At 45.6% G+C, this 21,481-nt stretch carries 20 protein-coding genes; all 20 read right to left on the reverse strand.

Annotated elements, in window-relative coordinates; translation table 11 throughout:
- Positions 1–16 precede the first annotated feature (16 nt).
- Positions 17–1,591, reverse strand: coding sequence for an AAA family ATPase (locus ACZQK9_RS03495; protein WP_483269628.1), 1,575 nt, complete (start codon positions 1,589–1,591; stop codon positions 17–19).
- Between the two features lie 24 nt (positions 1,592–1,615).
- A complete protein-coding gene (locus ACZQK9_RS03500; protein ID WP_483269708.1) occupies positions 1,616–2,275 on the reverse strand; it encodes a ribulose-phosphate 3-epimerase in 660 nt (219 codons plus the stop codon).
- A 158-nt stretch (positions 2,276–2,433) separates the two neighbouring features.
- A complete protein-coding gene (locus ACZQK9_RS03505) occupies positions 2,434–4,755 on the reverse strand; it encodes a LicD family protein (protein WP_249321369.1) in 2,322 nt (773 codons plus the stop codon).
- 69 nt (positions 4,756–4,824) lie between these two features.
- Complete coding sequence (locus tag ACZQK9_RS03510; protein ID WP_118374216.1) at positions 4,825–5,637, reverse strand: flagellin N-terminal helical domain-containing protein; 813 nt, start codon at positions 5,635–5,637, stop codon at positions 4,825–4,827.
- 188 nt (positions 5,638–5,825) lie between these two features.
- Entirely contained in the window at positions 5,826–6,308 is a 483-nt protein-coding gene (locus ACZQK9_RS03515) for a hypothetical protein (protein ID WP_249321367.1), read from the reverse strand.
- Between the two features lie 9 nt (positions 6,309–6,317).
- The gene (fliS, locus tag ACZQK9_RS03520; RefSeq protein ID WP_249321366.1) at positions 6,318–6,710 is read right to left on the reverse strand and encodes a flagellar export chaperone FliS; all 393 of its coding nucleotides are present in this window, start codon (positions 6,708–6,710) and stop codon (positions 6,318–6,320) included.
- Between the two features lie 40 nt (positions 6,711–6,750).
- Positions 6,751–8,652, reverse strand: a complete 1,902-nt coding sequence (fliD, locus tag ACZQK9_RS03525; RefSeq protein WP_483269629.1) for a flagellar filament capping protein FliD — start codon at positions 8,650–8,652, stop codon at positions 6,751–6,753.
- A gap of 102 nt (positions 8,653–8,754) precedes the next feature.
- Positions 8,755–9,216 carry a flagellar protein FlaG gene (locus ACZQK9_RS03530; protein ID WP_483269630.1) on the reverse strand — a complete coding sequence of 154 codons (462 nt, stop codon included), beginning with the start codon at positions 9,214–9,216 and terminating at the stop codon, positions 8,755–8,757.
- Between the two features lie 110 nt (positions 9,217–9,326).
- Positions 9,327–9,542, reverse strand: coding sequence for a carbon storage regulator CsrA (gene csrA / locus ACZQK9_RS03535; RefSeq protein WP_021984862.1), 216 nt, complete (start codon positions 9,540–9,542; stop codon positions 9,327–9,329).
- Position 9,543: 1 nt separating this feature from the next.
- Positions 9,544–10,008: a flagellar assembly protein FliW gene (gene fliW / locus ACZQK9_RS03540; protein WP_216507769.1), complete on the reverse strand. Its 465-nt coding sequence runs from the start codon at positions 10,006–10,008 to the stop codon at positions 9,544–9,546.
- 117 nt (positions 10,009–10,125) lie between these two features.
- Positions 10,126–11,655, reverse strand: a complete 1,530-nt coding sequence (locus tag ACZQK9_RS03545) for a flagellin N-terminal helical domain-containing protein (protein ID WP_483269631.1) — start codon at positions 11,653–11,655, stop codon at positions 10,126–10,128.
- A 75-nt stretch (positions 11,656–11,730) separates the two neighbouring features.
- Positions 11,731–13,599, reverse strand: coding sequence for a flagellar hook-associated protein FlgK (gene flgK / locus ACZQK9_RS03550; protein ID WP_483269632.1), 1,869 nt, complete (start codon positions 13,597–13,599; stop codon positions 11,731–11,733).
- Positions 13,600–13,638: 39 nt separating this feature from the next.
- Positions 13,639–15,456 carry a flagellar hook-associated protein FlgK gene (flgK, locus tag ACZQK9_RS03555; RefSeq protein ID WP_216507766.1) on the reverse strand — a complete coding sequence of 606 codons (1,818 nt, stop codon included), beginning with the start codon at positions 15,454–15,456 and terminating at the stop codon, positions 13,639–13,641.
- A 27-nt stretch (positions 15,457–15,483) separates the two neighbouring features.
- The gene (locus tag ACZQK9_RS03560) at positions 15,484–16,011 is read right to left on the reverse strand and encodes a flagellar protein FlgN (RefSeq protein WP_178018313.1); all 528 of its coding nucleotides are present in this window, start codon (positions 16,009–16,011) and stop codon (positions 15,484–15,486) included.
- Positions 16,012–16,024: 13 nt separating this feature from the next.
- Positions 16,025–16,312 carry a flagellar biosynthesis anti-sigma factor FlgM gene (gene flgM / locus ACZQK9_RS03565; RefSeq protein WP_178018314.1) on the reverse strand — a complete coding sequence of 96 codons (288 nt, stop codon included), beginning with the start codon at positions 16,310–16,312 and terminating at the stop codon, positions 16,025–16,027.
- A 189-nt stretch (positions 16,313–16,501) separates the two neighbouring features.
- On the reverse strand, positions 16,502–16,897 hold the full coding sequence (locus ACZQK9_RS03570) for a flagellar protein (protein WP_483269633.1): 396 nt from the start codon (positions 16,895–16,897) through the stop codon (positions 16,502–16,504).
- A 68-nt stretch (positions 16,898–16,965) separates the two neighbouring features.
- The gene (locus ACZQK9_RS03575) at positions 16,966–17,679 is read right to left on the reverse strand and encodes a ComF family protein (RefSeq protein WP_483269634.1); all 714 of its coding nucleotides are present in this window, start codon (positions 17,677–17,679) and stop codon (positions 16,966–16,968) included.
- Positions 17,663–20,011, reverse strand: a complete 2,349-nt coding sequence (recD2, locus tag ACZQK9_RS03580; RefSeq protein ID WP_483269635.1) for an SF1B family DNA helicase RecD2 — start codon at positions 20,009–20,011, stop codon at positions 17,663–17,665. The genes ACZQK9_RS03575 and recD2 overlap by 17 nt, the downstream gene beginning before the upstream one ends.
- A 1-nt stretch (position 20,012) precedes the next feature.
- Complete coding sequence (locus tag ACZQK9_RS03585; RefSeq protein WP_483269636.1) at positions 20,013–20,441, reverse strand: hypothetical protein; 429 nt, start codon at positions 20,439–20,441, stop codon at positions 20,013–20,015.
- A gap of 198 nt (positions 20,442–20,639) precedes the next feature.
- Complete coding sequence (locus ACZQK9_RS03590; RefSeq protein ID WP_483269637.1) at positions 20,640–21,470, reverse strand: flagellar hook-basal body protein; 831 nt, start codon at positions 21,468–21,470, stop codon at positions 20,640–20,642.
- Positions 21,471–21,481: the final 11 nt, after the last annotated feature.

Consider the following 21,481-nt stretch of genomic DNA (forward strand, 5'->3'; position numbering starts at 1 on the left):
TTTATTCTTACAGATCTTATAACTTCTCTATCTTCTCAATCACGCATGTATGTTCTTTTGTTTCTCTATCATAATTGATTCCTGCCAGAATCATATTTCCCTGATACTCAGATAAACAGCTTGGATATTTTTTGTCTTTTATCTGTTCTATCGCAGCATCTGCGGTTTTATTCCATTTCAATTCGACAATCAGTGCCGGTTTATCTGTATACCTTTTTCTTGGCAGAAACACCATATCCGCAAAGCCCTTTCCCGATGGGAATTCCCGTATAACTGTATAATACTGTCGGGCTGCATATAAGGCTAATGATATAGTGTAACTAAGTGCATTCTCATCATTATATTGCAGATTCGACGTCTCGAAATGTGCCAATTCCATACCTTGTGCCACAAGTTCCTCATTGCCGTTCCATATTGCATCAAGCAATTTCTTCGAACTCCGAATGGCTGTCACAACTTCTGTCCACCCAGCGCCTTCCACTGCATTGTAGAATTCTTTCCGGATTTCCTGATTCGGAATATAGACTTCTTCCCGTTCAAAATCATATGCCAGATATCCAAGATGTACAAGTAACGTCAACACATCATCTGCATCCTCGAAGGTTGTCATATCATTACTGAACCTTCCGGTATTGATGTGCTGATGTGCCCCAGCCAGCATCTCTGTTACCATATCCTTCAGACCGCCGAAGTTCAGCTCTATATATGTTCGCAGTGCTTCATACGTTTCTGTCTTTGTCCAATAGCTGTCGAATACACCACTCAGCATTGCTTCCACAACTGCTTTCGGATTGTACACAGATTTTTCCTTCAGGAACGAATAACCGTCATACCATGCCTTCATATCATCAAAGCTACGATCGTATCTCCGGCATAAGTCTAATACTTCCTCTTCTGTGAATCCGACATACGCTTCCAGTTCCCGCGGATTGGTCATCGAGAATTCCTGAAACATGTTAAGTGCCGAATGACTGCCATACTTCTTGATCGGAAGAATTCCTGTCATATAAACAAGTGCTGTATATGCCTTATCTTTCAACCAATCGCGTAAGAAATCCAGATACTGTTTCTGTTCATTCTCGGTGCATTTTTTCTCCCGGAAGATGCAATCCCACTCATCAATCAGTATCACGAAAGGCACCTGTTCCTGATTATAGATATCCTGCATCGTGAATGTCAGATTATTCTCATCAAATAGTGAAACGTCCGGATATTGTGTGCGAATGTCATACAACAGCCTCTTGCGAAGCATCCCCAGCATATCCTCTACATGCCGGCTGTTGCTCAGGAATTCCTGCATATTAATACTGATTACATTGTACTGATTCATATATCTTACATATCCTGGATCCTTCGCGATTCTCAGCCCATCGAATTCCATGCGTGAATCCTTATTCCGTCCATAATACGCCGCTAACATGTCAAGTGCCATAGACTTTCCGAACCGACGAGGTCTGCTCACACATACATACTGCTGATTCGTTCCAAGCACGTTGTTCGTATATGCAATCAATTCTGACTTATCCACATATATTTCAGAATTCAAAGATCTATGAAATTTGTCATTCGTTGGATTCAGATAGATTCCCATACAAACACCCTTTCTTCTCTTATACTATCCAATCTCCCGTATCTCACGCAGGATATCGCCATATGGACGGTTCTTTCCGAACAGAACCGTCGTACCCAGTACGAACCCATCGACGCCCTTTGGCGCAAATTCCTCGATCTTATCCTTGCCACAGGCACCATCCCAGTAGACCTTGATGCCCATTTCCTCTTTCATAGATACCAGACGTTCTACTTTCTTACCGACATAAGGCAGGTACATCTGTCCGGCATTCCCCGGATTCACGGTCATGACAAGCACCTTGTCCACAATATGTAACATCTCATATACCGTCTCGATACTTGTTCCCGGATTGATTGCAATCCCCGGCACCATACCCGCATCTACGATCTTCTGTAGTGTCGTAGATGGATGATACTCCGCTTCCGGATGAATATATACCGTATCACCTTTTCGAAGGCGATTCAGGAACATCTGGATATTGTTGTTCGGATGCTCGATCATCAGATGGACATCCAGCGGCGTTGTCGTTGCCGATGCGATATATGCCATATCATAGAGTGACATCGCGAAGTTCCCTACATAACGTCCGTCCATGATGTCAATATGGAAGGAATCGATTCTTGCCGTATCCAGTTCCTTTACTTCTTTCTCCAGATTTCCAAAATTCGCACACATCATGGATGCATTCAATTCAAACATAATACATAACCCCTTTCTCACCTGTTCCCCAACCATACTTCTCTATGTTCCTGCCATATACTGATACTTATATATTCTGCCACAACATATTAATCCTGTATCTGTGCCGGTCATATGCGAATCCCATATATTTCTACATCTGCACCGACCGTATATCTCCTTTATATATCTACATTCTCTATCATAACCGGTTTCTTCAGCACTTCACACTTATGCGCCAGGCTATCGGAATCTCCATAATATGCATCGCATACATATACCGCGCAGTCACTATCCTGTGTATTATCGTAGATCCCCCATGTCTGTTCCTGATAATTTCGGACAATCGACCGATATTCTTCGATTCGCTCCGGACACGCCTTCTCGACCGCCTGCCCGAAGAGCGGATGCGGTCTCCATAATAGTACCACATCTTCCTTGCTTTCTTCAAATATTTTCAAACTTCTGTGAATCTTGTCAATCGCTGCGCCACCATGCTGCATCAACGTTGCGACATTCGTACCATACAGGATAATCTTCTTCCTGCTGCCATCTGCACGACAGATCATGTTCTTCCAGTTCGATGGCATATTCCGCAGATATTCTTCCCGTTCCTGCTCCCGCTCATATCGTTCGGCATCATCAAGCGGGGAGCCATCTCCGCGAATTTTAGTCTCCCAGATTCCCCGTGTATCTTCCCCGGCGAACTCTGTCAGATAATCAATATACGCCTGCCGCATAGCCTCTGACTGTACAATCGTCAGGTCTGCATGCACAACACCCGGCATACGACAGTAATAATCCATCACCTTCCGTGCCTTCTGATTCTCTTCACTTGGCACATCCACCTTGAACCACGGGATATAGATCAGCTTGTCTGTATAATTCTTGATCACAGAAGAATAATACTGCGGAGCCACGGAAGTCGTGTAGTTATAGCTATCATACGGACTCTGTATGAAGATGATATCCGGATGCACCTTCTCGATATCATAGGTCTGATAATCCTGCACATCGAGATAGTCCGGATATTGATTGCCCTCATAATACGATTCCTTTATCGCACCCTGCGCATCCCGCAGATAATACGGAATTGGAAGCACCGTCACTTCCGTCCCTGCTTCCTCTTTTTCTCTCCGCCATACACTGTCAAACGCCTTCCAGTTGGATGCTTTGTATGTCAGGAACAACACACGCTTCTTCGGTACACATCGCTCCACACATTCTTTGAACCCATCTGCGATTTCTGTCAATACACCTGCCAGATCATCCACATCAATTCCAACACCCTGTTCCACGGCCTGACCTGTCAATTCGTCTATCTGATATAGCAATTCACAATACTGCTCCAGAAGCTTTACAGGTTCTGTCCCTTCGCCCAATCGTTCTTCCAACAGATTACCTATCTGGACAGCGCCTTCCTGGCAAACTGACAGAAGCTGTACCGCTTCCGTATATTGTCTCCCCGCAACTACTTTCAGAAGCATGTTATGAGCCTCTTCCATAAGGCCTGCGAGCTGTATCGCTGCCTCATACGGCTTCTCCTTCTTCTGTCTGTGACTTAGATCTAAATCATCCTTGGAGAAATGATACTCAAACGGATATGGCGATACCAGTGCTTTCAAATGCTCTTCCTGCCCTGTAAAGAACGGATAATCGTGTACACCCCCGCTTTTTACAATCTTCATATAATCCCCATATTCAATCTGCAAGACACCATCATAGGATGCCGGTGCCGGAAGCTTCGTAATCTCGAACGGAACCATAACTGTCGAATCGAAATATTCTGCCGGGTATAGGTGATTATCGAAGTATACCCAATATGGCATGAGCGCTACATGGCTGCCACCCTTGCTTGCATACAGGGAAAATACTTTCTCTCCTGCCTGAAACAGTTGCTGCCTGATACACTGTGTATAATCAAATTCTACTAAGCAGAGTTCTTCTATCTGCTTCAAAACATCTTCATACTCTCCTATATTACTGTTGTCTTCCTTTATTTCATCCCCTGCTGCCATGATCAAAGTTGCTAAAGCTTTCCGTTCTTTCTCTTCTTCCTCATCCTCTGCTATATAATCAAGCACAAATATATCAATACCGGTTGCATATGGGCAGTCATGATATTTCTCCAGATAATTCGAGTCGAAATTCAGACGATGTCCATTCGTCACGCGCGTCATATATTCGAGATACAGTTCCTCTTTATGCATATTCAATACAACAAAACTCTTCGGAAGCTCCTGTTCTGCCACCTGATTGAACTTGATATAATCCGGGCGAAGCATGCAGATATCCATATCGTCGTCCCAAGGAATATAACCTCTGTGCCGGACTGCTCCAAGCAGCGTGCCACAGTCTGCAAACCAACGGATATTGTGTTTCTTGCAGACTTTGTCAATCTCTTCGAGCACCTCGAGCTGCGCTGCCCATGCACGCTTCATGGCTCCCGTAATATAGAATCCTTCCCGGATTTCATCTTCAAAATATGTATGTGGAAACTGCATATAATTCCTCCTGAAACAAAACAAGCTGGCCCATATAGAGCCAGCCGAATTTTGTCAATAATATTTCAATTACTGAAGTAATGAGAGTACGCCCTGTGTAGACTGATTTGACTGAGCCAGCATAGACTGAGCTGCCTGCTGAAGAATGTTGTTCTTCGTGTAGTTTGTCATCTCAGTAGCCATATCTGTATCACGAATCTGTGATTCAGCTGCTGTCAGGTTCTCAGAGTAGTTCTCCAGATTGTTGATCGTGTAGTTCAGACGGTTCTGAATAGCACCCAGTTTAGAACGAGCTGTAGATACATCCTTGATAGCCTTTGAAATAGCTGTCATTGCGGATGCTGCAACCTTGTGTGAAGATACTTTAAGAGCATTTACACCGATGCTTGTAGCTGTCATAGAGCTGATTGTGATTGACATGTTCTCACCTGCAACTGCACCTACCTGAAGCTGCTTGTCCTTGAAAGAACCTGTCAGAAGCTTTGTACCGTTGAACGCTGCCTTCTTAGCAATAGAATTAATCTCATCTCTAAGCTGTGTCATCTCATCATCGATAGCCTGACGATCATCAGAAGCATTTACATCATTGGCTGCCTTTGTAGCAAGCTCACCCATACGCTGAAGGATGCTGTGGATCTCGTTCATGTTACCTTCTGCTGTCTGAATCAGGGAAACACCGTCCTCAGAGTTCTTAACAGCCTGATTGATACCACGAATCTGATTTCTCATCTTCTCACTGATGGAAAGACCTGCTGCATCGTCTGCTGCTCTGTTAACCTGGTATCCGGAAGACAACTTCTCAGTTGACTTAGATACTGCCTTAACATTCTGTCCCAACATTCTGTTTGTGTTTGCTGCCTGCAAATTGTGCTGTACTACCATAATAATTCCTCCTTGAATTTATTCCCGCGTCCTTGCGAGAAGTACTGGGGCACCGCCCCGTGAATAGTATATATGTTAGAACCCGCTCGGGTAATAACCTTGTTCATAGGAACTTGTTTGTTCCTTACACCTTATATATCGGACAAGGATTCATATCCTTAACCCTCTTTTTATTATTTTTATAAAAATTATTTTTTCTGATCATAAAGCAGGGAATCATTCACCATGCCATTCGCCATCGATTTATAATACTTGTTCGCAACCGTCTTCGACTGCTTGACCTGACGCACGCCCTGAAACTTCATGGCAAAGACCTGTTCCATCGCCGCACGGTTCCGTTCCTCGACTGCCTCAATCTGCATTCCCAGATCTACGCACTGACGGATCAGATTCTGGATTGCCTGCAATTCTTCCCGGTAACGCATTGGATCCGCCTGTATCTCCTGCCTCACACGGTCATACACAGAAGAAAATCCTTTATCTCCTTCATTGATATTACCAATCAGTATCTCCTTTTGGTCTACCAGCTCAGTGAACGCATCTTCCCGAAACTTCTCTTCCGCGGCAAGCTCTGCTTGTTTGTTTGTAAGCGCGAGTATCTCCTCTAGATACCGCCTCTTGCGTTCTAGAGACTCCCGCAGAATCCTCACATAAGTTCCGATCTGATCCATGTCTGCCTCCTAACTCAAAGAAAATTGCGGTCCCCGCGCACGTTTCATAACTTCCTTCCAGATATCACGCATATCGCGCAGCTCTCCGAGCGCACGATTCAAAAGCTCCATATCCTTGTTCATATTCGCTTCGGTCAGAAGTGCAAAGATATAGTCATACATCCGCTTGAAGTCCTCTGCCACCGGATATTTCATATCCAGCGTTGAGGTAAGCTCTACTATAATATTCCGGCACTTCTGGATATTCGTATTCGTCTTCTCATAATCCTTCTTCTCGAGTGCTACCACTGCGATATTGCAGAATTTTACGGCACCCTCATAGAGCATCAGGGTAAGCTCCGCCGGTGTTGCTGTCTCTACCTTACCCGTTCCATATGCTTTTGCCGCCATGTTATATGCCATGTTCTAACCCTCCAGATACCATTTTGTCTTCCATGTTTCATCAGCCTCCGAATAAAGACGAAAGATATGACTGCTGGCTCTGCATCTTCGCCATCGCAGCTTCCATCTTGGAGAACTGATTGTAATACTTATCCTCTAAGTTCTGCAGCTTCTCTTCCCACTTATCAATCTCATCATCATAATCGTCGATCTCGCTGTCAAGTGTCTTGTCGTTGTAGAAGGTCTGTGTACTCCGGACACCCTCGATACGTGTCATGGATTTTCTGAGATAATCATACATCTGTGTTCCGACGCCTTTGTTATCTGTCGTTCCACCAATGATCTGACTGACTAAGTTGTCATTTCCTTCCAAGGCTGCACGAAGCTTGTTCTCCTGTGACGCATAATTTTCATCATCTTCGTCACCCATAATGTGCAATTTACCGTTCTCTGTATAATCACCTGTCACGATACCGATCGATGCAAGCGACATCGTCTTTGTGCTACCGTCTGCAAGTGTCACCTGTACGCCCTTGTTCAGCATGGTACGCATGTCAGAAAGCAATGTCTGCAATGTAGAATCCCGGCGCAGCAATCCCTGCTTTGCCTTCTCTTCCCACTTCTCGATCTGCGTGTCGGACAGCTTGCTTCTCTCATCCTCTGTTAAGGCATCATATCCGGCATCCTTCTCACTATAGTATTTGTTCATCTCATCGATCAGCTCATTGTAAGCCTTCACGAATTTCTTGACGTTATTATAAGCGGCATCTGTATCTGCGGATACTTCGACATTCACCGCTGTATCTGTCTTTGCCTTTGCAGTGATGGTCATGCCGTTGATGGTCATCGTGTTGCTGTCGCCCGTGTATTTGACGCCATTATAATAGATGATGGCATCTCTTGCATCCACCTTCTTAGAACCACTGCCAAGTCCAAGTGCCTCCAATGCACTCTTATCACTCGATGTGATATTGAAATCATTTGCAGCACCGGTCTTCGATGCATTGACATAGAATCTTCCCTGTGCGGCATCAAAGCTTGCGGAGACACCCATCTTGGAGACAGCTGTCGTGAAATCATTGATCGTTGACTTGTCATCCACGACAAAATCCTTGCCATTGACTGAAAATGTTGTTCCAACCTTGATTCCAAGATCCGCTAATTTCGTAGTCCCCGAGATATCTGCGCTTGTAAAGTTATTTGCCACCTTCGCGGTAAATGCAGCGCTCACGGTATTTCCGGCTGCTGCATCCTTGTCGTAACCGACGGTACCGTCGATGCCAAGTGCATCTGCCTTCACAGTATAAGTTGTTCCACTCTTGCTGCCATCATCTGCTGTTTTCGCGGTTGTGTTCGTGAATGTCAGCTTTCCGTCCTTAATGCTTGCAGACAAGCCTTTGAAGTTCTCTTCCTTCGCAAGCTTCTCGTTCAATTCGGAAAGGGATGCAACACCATCTGTCCCGGTTCCGCCAAGCTCATATTCCACCGTGTTGGTTCCATCGGAGATAGAGATCTTCTGTCCTGCCAGACTCAGATTCTGTCCGGACGCATCTATCATATCCGCAAACTTTGTAGCAAGTCCTGCGTCATTGTATCTGGTATAGGAATTCCCTTTTATCTTGATATTGTCCCCCGTCAGATATGCAGAAGATGCGGTCTGCTCTACGGATACCGAATGTGTACCGTTTGAAGCATTTGCTCCGACGCTGACAGACACCTTTGTCTCATCACTTGCCACTGCTTTCTTCGCATTGTAGCTACTTACAGTCTTGAATGCAGAAAGCTCTGTCTTGTAGAAGTTATAAATCTTCGTATTGAGTCCGCTCCAGATCTCCTTCCTCCACTCAACATCCTGCTTTTTCTGTTTGATTTTATTTACTTTTTCAGAGCTGGCGCTGACCAGTTCTTTCACCATGCTCTCGGTATCCATGCCGGATACGAGACCTGTCATACGCATTGCCATATTGATTCCTCCTGTTCAAGGTATCGCCCCCTCGCATTCGCTCGGCGGCAGTTCGTCGAACTCATCCTAAATCACTCACGTCGTTCGTGACGGGGTTCTCCTCTATCTTCTCTCATCAACCAGAAGTCCTGCCATCTCCCATGCCTTTGCAAGCATATCGAGTGTCTTCTCCGGCGGAATCTCACGGATGACTTCATCGGTGTCACTATCTGTAACGGTAATCGAAATCCGGTTTGTATCCTCATGATACTTGAAGCTAAGCTGGGTGTGATGAAGCGGACTTGCCTGTTTTACCGTCTTGTTCAGATCATCGACCGCTGCCTTGATCTTGTCTGGTGCAACTTCCTGATCCGTCTGTACCGCTCCGCGATCCTGCTGCTGTCCGGACTGGTTATTATTTTTGTTGCTGCCTTTTCCGCCAACCGGTGGTAAGCTTGCAACCTGCACCTGCTGTCCGGCAGTACTGCCTGTGTTCACATCCACCGTCTCAGACTGCGGACGTGTCACTCTTGTCTGTGAACTTACATTTAAGGCTCCTACGCCTCCGATTCCATCCATTCCCATAATCTATACGCCTCCTTGCGTGAACCTTGTATGCCTTCCATCCATGAACGGCATACGCCTATAGTTTCCTACTAGTTGTATCGTCAACTAATCACTCATACTTTACCACTTTATAAGAGTTTTTTCAAACTTTCTACATCGAGGTTTGCCACAGCTTCGCGGTTTTCTTCCTGAATCTGTGCGTAGATTTCCTTGCGATAGACAGGCACGCTCTTCGGCGCGGAAATACCGATCTTGACCTGATCGCCCTTCGCCTCGAGCACAGTGATCTCAATGTTATTGCCTATCACGATGGATTCGCCTTGTTTTCTGGATAGTGCTAACATATTACTCACCTGCCTTTTCTTTCATCTTCTGGATTGCCTCGTAGGCATTGAATTTCACCTTGTAATCTTCGTTCTCCACGATCACCTGAATGGCTTTTCTGCCCTCTGTGTTGATGATGATCGGAGCCTTCAGATTCGCTGTCATCTTCGTTAAGTCCGAAGGAATCGACAATGTAACGAACATCAGAATATCCGCATCTGCCGGATCGCCGATATTCTTCATCAGCTCGTCCTCCACGATCGGACCGTAATCATCAATCAGTTCAGATGGATGGATGATCGGAAGTGCCAATGCAGGCTCCTCCATGGACTGTAACCAGCTGATCTTCGAGCGCTGCTCGCGGTCGCTGTCATAAATAATTGCAAATTTCTTTAAATTCTCAAAACCAATCAGTCCCATCGGGAACTCCAGGATTTTGTCCTCCGCGATGTCGACTGTACCAAATAATCTTGTTTCTGCTACCATGCTTTATCCCTCCTCAAAAATTGGAAATCGTTCTTCATTATATATACAATAATAACGATTTCTCCGTTCTTCGAACTCTCGAAATCGTAACAGACATACGCATGACGGAATTATTTTCTACAAATAATCAATCAGCGATGCTCTGACCAGATTGCTTGTAGCTGCAAGCGCTGCCTCATATACGACATTCGCTTCCTTAAAGTTCAATGCTGCCTCTTCCGTGCTCACATCCTCATTTTCAGACTTCAATTCCTTGAATGTGCTGTACTGTTCTGTCACGCGAGTCCTGATCATGTCAAGCTTTGTCATGCGGCTTCCGACATCGGACTGGATGGCAGATACCTGATCCATATAGCCCTGGAAGTTCGTGATATTCTTCGCAAATGTCTTCTGCATCGTCTCTTTCTTGATTGCGATTTCGACATTGATGTCTTCCAGCATGGCGTTGATCTGCTTTACTGCATCATCATTCGACGCATACTGGGTATCTGTAAGCATACTCTTTAACTTCTTCTCTGTCTTTTCCGCTGCATCTAACTCCTGCAGTGTATAGATCAGATCATTGATGTTGTTGCTCATATCATCGTTAATGATATTTTTACCCTCGGTATTAACCTGAATACTCTGGCTGAAATTCACTTCATAATAAATCGCCTGCGTCCGGTCATATGTATCGTAATCCACAGTCTTAATGCTTCCATCCGACTGCTCCGTGTACTGCGTACAATCGAAATAATGCTCCGGGCGGAGGTCACCTGCCTCAAACTTATTTTTTGCGTAGTCAACTACGATATCGTCCGCCTGTTTGAGTGTATTGTACACGTTTTCGCCAAAGATGATTTCGCCGGTTTCCTCGATGATGTTGATATCATCCGGTCCTACCTGATAATAAGTATCTGCATCCGCAGTAGTCTTAATCGTCTGCTTAAATCCGCTTAAATCGATTGTGTTACCATTTGCATCCAGTGCTTTTAGGGAAAGCGCTGCATTGCCCTGACTATCCTTACTTGAAATGCCCTCATATGCCAGATTCAGGCGGTAGACCTGTTCCTTGTCCGGCTTTACATAGGTACTTGTGCCTGCCAGAATCCCATCTACATCTTCATTGTTCACGCCGTTTAATACGACCGTTTTCATATCCAGATTATCCGCATTTAAATGCTGTGTAATCTTGTACGAATATTTCTTGATATCTTCTGTCTCATTAAACGCAAGGGAGCGATCCGTTTTATAACCAGAGAAGATATAACGACCTGCATAGGTTGAATTTCCCTCGCTGTTGATCATATTCTGCATCTCTTTTAATACGTCAATAATCGCGCTTCTGTCTGAGGTTTTGAACGAATCCGTCGAGCCCTGTGTACAGTAGCTCTGGATATCCTCAATTCTCGCGGTAATGTTATCGAGAGAGGTTGTCGTAATCTTCAGCCATGACTCTGCATCACCAATATTCTTATCCTTGTACTGCTCCAGCTGTGTTACCATCGTACGAAGCTTCAGGGCACGCACGGCAACAACCGGATCCTCGGATGCCTTTGTAATTTTCTTTCCTGTCTCCATCTGCGTTGTACGGTTGTCCACATTTGCCATGGTTTTCTGCATATTGCGCAGAGAGTTATTAGAGATCATCTGATTTGTAATTCGCATATACTACCTCCTCAGTTGTGTATATACACTTCTGTCTATCAAGTTTCACACAATTGCTTCTTACATTAGCCCTTCTTATACACCAGTCTCGTTAATCAGCTTGTCATATACTTCATTCAATACAGATATTACCTTGGATGCCAGCCGGTACAACTCCTGGAACTTCGTCAGATTCGAGCCTTCCTCGTTCTTATCGACGCCGGAAATAGAAGCTCTCTGGTTATCAATCGTGTATCGGATATCATCCTGATTTGCCGCAAATACTTCGTTCTTCTTCGTGTCAACCGCCATGTTCGTTGTGATTGCCTGCAGGAAATGCGAGATATTACCCTGCTGGAACATCGAGGCATCTGTCAGTCCAGCCATCATCTTCTCCAGGATGCCTCTTGCTTCTATATTGCCCTGATCGATGTCTTCCTTGTAAGATACAACGATCTTCTTCGGATCAGTCTTCCACTGCTGGTTTAACTCCCAGTTCAGTCCGTTCAGACGGTAATAGCTGTCGTCGCTGGAAGAAATCGTTCCGGTTCCCTGCATACTGCCTTTCAATACAAAATCATGTCCATCCGGCGCCTGTGCAGTAAATGCATCGAGTCCCGGATTTCCATCCGTATCAGCACCTGCACTTGTCAGGTCATTCATGTATTTCGAGAACACACGTACCAGCTCATTTAACTTCGCCTGATAATACGGAATACCCTTCGTCATATTTTTGACGCCAATCTGTGCCTGACGTCCGTCGATACCTGTCGGGAAGATAGCTGTTACTTCCGCATTCTTCTCATCAATCATCGTCATATTTTTAAATGTAAAGTTATTCAGCTTTCCGGTTGCATCATACTCGGCCGTCCAACCGTCGTACAGATAATCTTTACCGTTCAGGGTAATCGTTCCCTCGCTTGGAATGTTCAAATCTTTCATGGCGACACTCTCGGCAAGCGATACCGTCACTTCCGGCGGGTTATCCGACACTGCGGTTGTTGTACCCGAGAACACCTCACCATTGTTACCGTCACGGATATTGAACAGGCCTGCGATTCTGCCTGTTATATTCGCTGTATTGAAGAATTCTCCTGCCGTTCCATCTGCATTCTTCCAGTAAATATCAACCAAACCATCCTGATCATTCTGGTTTACCTTCTGCTCCCGTGGAACCACGGTCAGTTCGTTGTAACCAAGCTCATCGACCAGGATTTCACCATTCACACGGATCGTCAGGGTTTTGGCGTTTGCCTCGACCTGATCATTTCCCACACCATACATGATGCTTCGCTCATCCACGTCAACATTGATATATTCGGATAATGTATCGATACATACGCCCCGCTTATCACGCAGATCATTTGCATTTCCGCCCTTTAATTCAATTGTTATAATCTCCTGTGTCAGCTCATAGATCTGTTTGGAAAGCGAGTTTACCTCACTGACCGCAAGTTCGACTTCATCGTTGATCGTCTTCTGTGTAGACTGGAAATTACTGGCGAGTTCATTTACCATGTCCGTAAAAGAATCTGCTGTGAGTGCAAAAGAGATTCTCGTTGTGTAATCTGCAGGCTTCGTCGAGAGATCCTGCATAGCATCCGATAACTCTGACATCCATTTTGTATAGCCGGCATCGGAAGTCATCTCATTCATATATGTCTGCAGCTGTTCAAGATTGGCATGCTGTGTGTTGTATTGGCTGTATTTGGAATTTGCAGACCAGTATTTCGTGTCATAATATTCATTTCTCTGGCGCTCTACGGCAGAAGCGGTAATACCGGTTCCCATCATACCGTATGTCTTGTTCAGTCGTAAGGCATCCGATGCGGAAGCCTGCACGTTCTGTCTGGAATATCCTTTTGTATCTGCATTGGATATGTTATGTGCGGTCGTATTAAGTGCTGTCTGAAAATATGACAGTCCCGAAAGACCTGTATTGAGTCCTAAAAATGTAGATGGCATCGCTTCCACTCCTTTGTCAAATGCGTTATCTTTTTATTGTTATGCTCCCAGCTTCTCGATCAGATATGCAATCATCTCGGATACGGTATTGATATAGCGGGAAGATGCATTGTATGCGTGCTGGAATTTGATCATGCTGGATAACTCCTCGTCGGAGGATACACCAAGCAGCTGCTGTCTCGTATTCTCAGCATCAGACACTGCCTGCTGTCCGGTTTCCATCATGGATTTGTATGTATATCCGCGGTCTGACAGATCGTCCATCATACCGCTGTAATAATCTTTGTAATTGCACTGTACCAGTGAATTCGGGCTGACCGTTGCGAACTTATCGTTCCACCGTGCCAGCAGTTCATCCGCAATCGTCTGTGCCTCCTCGCCCGATACACGGGAAAGTGGAAGCAGGGACGGATTCTGTAACAGCTTCTCGTTCACCTTCAGGTTTCCGATCGTATAAAGCGAATAGAAATCGTCCGGATTTTCTTCGTTATATACCTTGAACGTCTGTGTCGTTCCATCTGCCAGTGTCAGTGTACGCTCTGTGTACCGCTCCACGCTGTTTCTCGTAAACAACTCGGTGCCCGGATATTCATTGCCAGCACCCATGCCGATACCTGCAGTATCCTCGTCCAACACCTTTACGGTAGAACCATCTGCCAGCGTCACGGTTTTGTTCGGACATAATGTATCGTTAATCTGTGTCACCATCGCATGAATCAGCACATCAAACTGCGCCTCCAGATTCGTAATCGTGTATGGTTCCACATACGTATTAAAATATTCCAGATCTTTTACATAATCTTTGACGTCCTGCTCGTACTGTGCCATCGCCGTCTGATAATCCGCATTGTTGGCAAAATCTTTCTCCAGCGGTTTCGTCGGCTTTGTCGGTACGTCCGTGTAGTTACTGATAAAATAACCCCGCGACATCATAAGACCATTCAGGGAACCGATATCGCTGTTACTGTCCGCGGTCGGTACCCGGTTTATATTAAACAAAGGATCGCCATCCTGCTCCCATACCGGCATCAGGAAGTCTGTCGAAGAACCTGTGAATCCATAATTTTGCTGATATTTCTCATTCTCACACACCTTCTGTGTCGTCAGTTTGTAGGTTCTTCCGAGGGTAACCAGTGTATGTCCCTCCAGATATACCTCTACTGTACCGTCTGTATTGTTTACGATCTCGGTATTTACAATAGACGAGAGCTGATCAAGCGCCTGGTTCCGTTTATCCTTTAAATCGTTTGCTTTTTCCACATTTCCTGCCTCAACCGCACGAATCTGCTGGTTGAGTTCATAGATGCTGGATGCCAGGTCATTGATTGTCTTGACCTGATCCTTGATCTCCGTGTTCAGATTCCGCTGATACTCGATCAGACTGGAACGTATCGTCTGCACACGATCGATCAGGGTGAGTGCATTGGAGATAAAGGAGCTCCGCGTTACGATACTGTTCGACTCCTTCTGCAGCTCCTGCATGGATGTCCACATATCGTTTAACGTCGTGTTAAAATCCTTACCCTCTAGCTCACCGAAATAATTCTCTATCTCTGAGACGGTTTCATACTGCGCCTTGTAGTAGCTCATACGCCCGCTCTCTGTGCGGTAGGTATCATCTGCAAACTGGTCGCGCACCTGTCGGATCTGTGCCGTTACAACTCCCATACCTACGTTATTGATATAATATGAGTCCGTTGCGACTCTGTTATATGACTGGTCTGTCAGGAGTACCTGCTGTCTGGTATAGCCCTCAGTCTGTGTGTTTATTAAATTATGTGCGGTTGCATTTAACGCATATTGACTTGTCTGAAGTCCTGTTACGCCAACCGTCAACCGTCCCATCGTTCCTGCCATACATATACTCCCTTATTCCCATTCACTTTAATTTTGTACATCAAATCTTCCCGGTGCATCAGCGCCGCCTGCATATGCAGCGTTACCCTTGAACATCTCCTTCGAATACTCTGCCGTCTCCGGCGCCCGGTTCAAATTCTGCATCAGATTGATGTTATACTCGATCATTTCAAGTGCATCCTGAATCAGATTCTGGTTATGTCCGTTTACTTCCCGCACCCTCCGTGCAAGCTTCGCCAGTTTTTCATTGATCACAAGCAGCGGATCATGAAATTCCGGCTGTCCTTCCAGAAATGTAACAACGTCCATCACCTTGACCTCCTCCGGCCGTTTGCCTAAGATGTTCGCAACATTCGTCATTGTCTCACGCCGTCTGTGCTCCACACTTGCAAGCGCATCTGCCAGCCGCTGTTCCTTCTCTGTTGTCTCAGACAGACGGTCGAGATTGTTCGATACAATCGCCCCCGTCTTCTCCATCGATACCTGCAGGAGCTGCTCATACAACGCATACTCATCATTTAATTCCGTAATCAGATTCTCAATTATACTTGCCATACCGGTTCCTCATTTAGATATTTGTCTTGTTGTAACTGTCCAGTAGCTTCTGTGCAAAATCATCCACACTCACATCGTATGTGCCGTTGTCAACCCGGCGCTTCAAATCCTGGATCTTAGACTCTCTGACATCAGGGGTATTGCCAAGTGCTGTCTTTGCTGTCTGCATATCTTTTCCCATACTTGAGAAAGATACCTGATCGAGAAAGCTTCCTGACCCGGTTGCTCCGGATGCCTTCGTCTTTTTGGTACCTGTGTTGCCATAGATCTGACTGATCATATTATAGGTTCCTATCCTCATTGTCTTTCCCTCCTTTTTCCGGTACTTCGTGCTTCACAGTTGCCTGCTATCACGATTCTTCAATAAGATTATCGGAAGTTTTCTCTGTATCATAACCCTTTTTATTCAAAAAAGACACATACACAATCATTGTGCATATGTCCTTTCTTCGTCATGCATATTTATTTTAATCAATTTCCATCTGCAAAATCAGTCAAGAAAACGCATCTTTCCCGAAGCTGTTTTTCGTAGTGTCTGCTGATGCTCCTGTCTGTAAGCGTTTTTCATGGCATCGGCAAGCCCACCTGCACACTCCTTACAGAATCTGCCACTGTGAATCATCTTGCCGCAACGTTCACATTCCAGACCAACCAGAGAATCTTCCGTAAACGACAAACGCTCTTCCCGCACCCAGTGCTTGATCTGTTTGATTGATACTTCACACGCTTCTGCCACTTGATTGATATTCTCGCGCGGATTCTCCTCGATATATTTCTTTACTTCCTGAAACTTTTCTTCCATCTTTTCCTTACACGCTGGGCATAGCTTCTCACCCGTAATATAATTAAACAGCTTCTTGCAGTTTCTGCAATTCATCAGTTCCATGTTTTTCCCTCCCTAGTCTGTTATGCTTTCTTATTTTTATCTATGCTGACACAGTCTCCATGTCTTTCTCATCTTCCGGTTCCGATTGCCACACTCGTATAGTATACATCCGGGATACCTGCTGCGTGAAGCCCCTTTGTGCACGCCTCAATCGTTGCCCCCGTCGTGTAAATATCATCGACCAGCAGAGCTTTCTTATAGCTTACACTTTTTTCTATGCATTGAAAAGCCTTTTTTAGATTTTGCTCCCGGTGTTCCGGGTCCAGACTTTTCTGTGGTTCCGTATTCACTACGCGGGCAAGCAGTTCCCGTTCTACCGGTATATCCAGCTTCTTACCAAGCGCGGTGGCGAGAAGTTCTGCCTGATTGTAACCACGTTTTTCCAGTTTCCGCTTATGGATTGGAACCGGGATCAATACATCAATTCCCAGACTTTGCAATGTCTGCCCATGGCGCTTTATGATCTGTCCTGCATAAAACACAGCATAATCACGCTGATTGTGGTACTTAAACCGTGCCAGGCTCTCATCAAGCGGATACTGATATTTCATTGCAGGAAAGCCTTGAATATATGTACGTGCATGCCTTGTACAGTCTTCACACAGCTCTGCTTCCGCATCTGCAATCTCACATCCGCACCGCATACAAACCGGCTGCGCCGGATATTCGATCATCGGTCTGCATTCATCACACACCTGCCCGATTTCCCTGCCTGTTACATCTCCGCACAGCGGGCAGGTCGGCGGATATATCCAATTCACAAACTTATTCCATACTTTCATTTAACTCCTCTAGCCGAAGTGCCAGTGATGTGTAACGTTTCTGTTCTTCTGAATTATCAATCATCTGGTTTACCAGATTCACATCACCAACGATGATAACCAGCTGTCTTGCACGTGTAATCGCTGTATAAATCAGATTCCGGTTCATAAGCTTCCTGTTTCCACCAAGCAGTGGAATGATGACCGCCGGATACTCACTACCCTGCGATTTGTGGATTGTCACAGCAAACGCGTGCTCAATCTGATCCAGTTCCTTGTAGCTATACACACTTTCACGCCCGTCATCAAACAGGATTGTCAGTTCCTCATCATAATCACTGATGTCTGTGATCACACCCATATCGCCATTAAATACGCCAACGCCTTCATCCAACACATAGCCTTTTCCGGTTCCGGTCTTAGAAACGCCGTAGATCTTCCATTCCTGCTGGTAATTGTTCTTGATCTGCATGACCTTGTCGCCTTTCCGGAAGGTCACGTCACCACGCACATGCTCCGGTTTATCTTTCGCTTTCGGATTCAAACGGTTTTGCAGCTTCTGGTTCATATTCTCCACGCCGACCTCGTACTTCCGCATCGGACACAGGATCTGGATTTCCTGTGGCGAAAATCCATAATAATTCGGCAGGTTCTTCATCGTAAGTGTCTGTACTTCCTCGATAATCTGCGGTGCTGTCCGCTGTGGGATAAAGAAAAAGTCCTTGCTCTTATTTGTCAGGATCAGATGCTCGCCGCGCTGGATCTTATGCGCGTTAAACACGATATCACTGCCATCTTCCTGCCGGAAGATCTTGTTCAGCGTCGTTACCGGGAAGCATCCGGAGTTAATAATATCCTTCAATACATTTCCGGCACCTACGGACGGAAGCTGATTCACATCCCCGACAAAAATCAGTCTTGTTCCATACGACACTGCCTGTACGAGTGAATAAAAGATATATGCATCAACCATCGACATCTCATCTACGATGATCGCATCACATTCAAGTGGATTGTCTGCGTTCCGCGCAAAATGCATTCCATGATCGTCCTGATTTTTGCTATCCTCATCCATCGCACCGCTGATCTCCAGCAGCCGGTGAATCGTCTGTGCCGGCCATCCGGTCGATTCCGTCATACGCTTCGCTGCACGCCCGGTCGGTGCACAAAGCTTGATCTCCATACCTTTCTTGGAGAAATATTTGATAATGACATTGATGATCGTTGTCTTTCCGGTTCCGGGACCACCTGTGATAACTGCTACACCGGCTTCAATTGCTGATTTCACCGCAGCCCGTTGCAGCTCATCCAATGTCAGTTTTTCTTCTTTCTCGATCTTCTGAATCTCACGTTCCAGCTCCTCCTGTTCCATATCATAGCGAAGCTGTAAATCTGTGAGCAGCCTTGCAGAATTTAACTCTACATAATAATTGGATGCCAGATAAACAACATCCTCCTCATCGATCTGTTTAATCATGATCTTACCTGCAATCAGAAGTTCCATCAACTGTTGTTCAAACAGAGAAACCGTCTGTTCGTACGCTGATTCTGCGCTTGTTGCATCTGCGTATTCTGCATACCCAAGCGCCGACTGACCATAGACTCCTTCAACATCCGACGCGGAATCCCGTGTCAGTTCCACACACCGCCGAAGTAGAAGCTGCTTCGGCAGATACATATGCCCTTCACCACCTGCCATGTTCAATACATATAGCACTGCTGACCGCAGACGGAATTCCGAATCCTGCGCAATTCCCATGCGTTTCGCGATATCATCCGCGATCCGGAAACCAATACCGGAGATATCCTCTGCCAGTTTATATGGGTTGCCACGTAAAATATCATAGACTTTATTCCCATATGTATTGAAGATCCGAATTGCCAGATTGACAGAGATTCCATACTGCGCCAGAAAAATAGCCACCTCCTGGAATTCCTTTTTCTCCAGATACGAGGTTGCAATTGCCTGTGCTTTGCGACTGGATATACCGCTGATTTCCGCCAGCCGTTCCGGTTCCTGCTCGATGATACGCAGCGTGTCATCCTTGAACTTCTTGACAATCTTCTTCGCCAACACCGCACCAATTCCCTTGATAATACCTGAGCCTAAATACCGCTCGATTCCAAGTATATCCTTTGGCATCTGGATCTCACAGGAGGAGAATTTAAACTGGATATCATACTGCGGATGATTCACATATTCACCTTCTGCAATTACATAGAGACCTTCACCGGCCCCCGGCAGGGTGCCAACGAAGATCTCTTCTCCTTCTTCGCCTTCCACGGACATCACACAATAACCCGTTTCGTCGCTCTTATATACGATTTTTTCTATGTAGCCTTCTCTGATCATGTCATAATCCTATTGTATTTTGTGTTTGTTCCACCTGTGTAGCTGCTGCCTGTTTTGCCTGCTCCATCTCATGTAATTCTTCTGGAGTAACTGCTACATTTTGTTTCTTCATAGATTCATATAGCTGCTGTGCCAGACCAAGCTTACCCTGATCACTGACCAGCTTTGCATACTGCTGCGCCTGAAGGTCATATGCATAATCTGCATATGGGTTGCTATCCTCATCGCTATCGGACTTGATTGTGGATTGCACCTGCTTATACACCTGCTCGACCAGATATGCTTCGAACTCCTTGCATGCTGCAAGCATCTCCTCATCGGTTGCGTCCGAGGAAGATGATTTCTTGATCTGATTCGTCAGGTTACTCGTCTGTGCCTGTGTCACATATGAGGAATAATCTTTGCTTGTAAGGTTTGTGATGTTTTCCATGGCGCTGTATCACCTTTCCTTTTGATATCTTTTTCGATAATAAATCCGCGATTCCTCCGTGCTTCGCACTCCCGTAATCGCGCCACACGTATTCGCATTCCGGACTTTCGTCCTACATGCTCATTCGTGTTTAGCCGTCATATACACGCGCATCTTTGCCTGCAAGCATGCACGATGTGCGTGTGCATGACGGATTTATTATCGTAAGTTATTGGCCTGTTGCATCATTTCATCGGACGCCTGAATTGCTTTGGAATTCATCTCATAAGCACGCTGTGCCACAATCAGGTTAACCATCTCGTTTGCAACATCGACATTTGATGCCTCGGTATAATACTGATGTATCTTTGTCTGCTTCACTGCTGCATTTCCATTCTCCGCAACTGCCGCACCACTTGCTGCTGTTACCGAATAATTGTTGCTGCCTTCTTTGGAAAGACCTGCCGGATTATTAAACTGATAAATACCAAACTTGACCGGTCGTCCGTTTGCATCCGTGAGCACGGCAGGATTTCCCGTTGCATCCGGAAAGGCCAGGGTTCCATCCTCATTCACTACCATGTCTGTTGCCACACGGTTCGATGGCAGTATAATTTCATTTCCATATACATCTAAAACTGGATTTCCGTCAGATGTACAAAGCATGTTTCCATTTGCAACCGGTGAAATTTCAAACGAGCCGTCTCTTGTATACTGCAATTCCCCACTCTCCGTGCGAATCTGGAAGAAGCCATCCCCTTCCAGCGCTACACTAAACGGATTCTCCACATGTGTCAGATTCCCCTGGGTAAAAGTACCTGTGATTGCCGCCACACGGCTGCCAAGGCCTACTTCTGCCGCTACCGGTTTGTTTTCCCCTGCATTGTTTGTCGATGTCGACTGCAGATTCTGATACAATAGCGACTTAAAGCTCGCCTGCTGTGTTTTATAACCAATCGTATTGATATTTGCTACGTTGTTTGCAATTGTATCTACATTGACCTGCTGCGCCCGCATACCGGATGCTGCTGTCCAAAGTGATCGCATCATACGCTGCTACC

This window comes from Wujia sp., assembly GCF_056872695.1.

Bases quoted from the DNA above. Each gene is read 5' to 3' on its own strand.
- ACZQK9_RS03495 (WP_483269628.1), bottom strand. From the start codon at position 1,591: ATGGGAATCTATCTGAATCCAACGAATGACAAATTTCATAGATCTTTG.
- ACZQK9_RS03505 (WP_249321369.1), bottom strand. From the start codon at position 4,755: ATGCAGTTTCCACATACATATTTTGAAGATGAAATCCGGGAAGGATTC.
- ACZQK9_RS03510 (WP_118374216.1), bottom strand. From the start codon at position 5,637: ATGGTAGTACAGCACAATTTGCAGGCAGCAAACACAAACAGAATGTTG.
- ACZQK9_RS03515 (WP_249321367.1), bottom strand. From the start codon at position 6,308: ATGGATCAGATCGGAACTTATGTGAGGATTCTGCGGGAGTCTCTAGAA.
- fliS (WP_249321366.1), bottom strand. From the start codon at position 6,710: ATGGCATATAACATGGCGGCAAAAGCATATGGAACGGGTAAGGTAGAG.
- fliD (WP_483269629.1), bottom strand. From the start codon at position 8,652: ATGGCAATGCGTATGACAGGTCTCGTATCCGGCATGGATACCGAGAGC.
- ACZQK9_RS03530 (WP_483269630.1), bottom strand. From the start codon at position 9,216: ATGGGAATGGATGGAATCGGAGGCGTAGGAGCCTTAAATGTAAGTTCA.
- csrA (WP_021984862.1), bottom strand. From the start codon at position 9,542: ATGTTAGCACTATCCAGAAAACAAGGCGAATCCATCGTGATAGGCAAT.
- fliW (WP_216507769.1), bottom strand. From the start codon at position 10,008: ATGGTAGCAGAAACAAGATTATTTGGTACAGTCGACATCGCGGAGGAC.
- ACZQK9_RS03545 (WP_483269631.1), bottom strand. From the start codon at position 11,655: ATGCGAATTACAAATCAGATGATCTCTAATAACTCTCTGCGCAATATG.
- flgK (WP_483269632.1), bottom strand. From the start codon at position 13,599: ATGCCATCTACATTTTTAGGACTCAATACAGGTCTTTCGGGACTGTCA.
- flgK (WP_216507766.1), bottom strand. From the start codon at position 15,456: ATGGCAGGAACGATGGGACGGTTGACGGTTGGCGTAACAGGACTTCAG.
- ACZQK9_RS03560 (WP_178018313.1), bottom strand. From the start codon at position 16,011: ATGGCAAGTATAATTGAGAATCTGATTACGGAATTAAATGATGAGTAT.
- flgM (WP_178018314.1), bottom strand. From the start codon at position 16,312: ATGAGGATAGGAACCTATAATATGATCAGTCAGATCTATGGCAACACA.
- ACZQK9_RS03570 (WP_483269633.1), bottom strand. From the start codon at position 16,897: ATGGAACTGATGAATTGCAGAAACTGCAAGAAGCTGTTTAATTATATT.
- ACZQK9_RS03575 (WP_483269634.1), bottom strand. From the start codon at position 17,679: ATGAAAGTATGGAATAAGTTTGTGAATTGGATATATCCGCCGACCTGC.
- recD2 (WP_483269635.1), bottom strand. From the start codon at position 20,011: ATGATCAGAGAAGGCTACATAGAAAAAATCGTATATAAGAGCGACGAA.
- ACZQK9_RS03585 (WP_483269636.1), bottom strand. From the start codon at position 20,441: ATGGAAAACATCACAAACCTTACAAGCAAAGATTATTCCTCATATGTG.
- ACZQK9_RS03590 (WP_483269637.1), bottom strand. From the start codon at position 21,470: ATGATGCGATCACTTTGGACAGCAGCATCCGGTATGCGGGCGCAGCAG.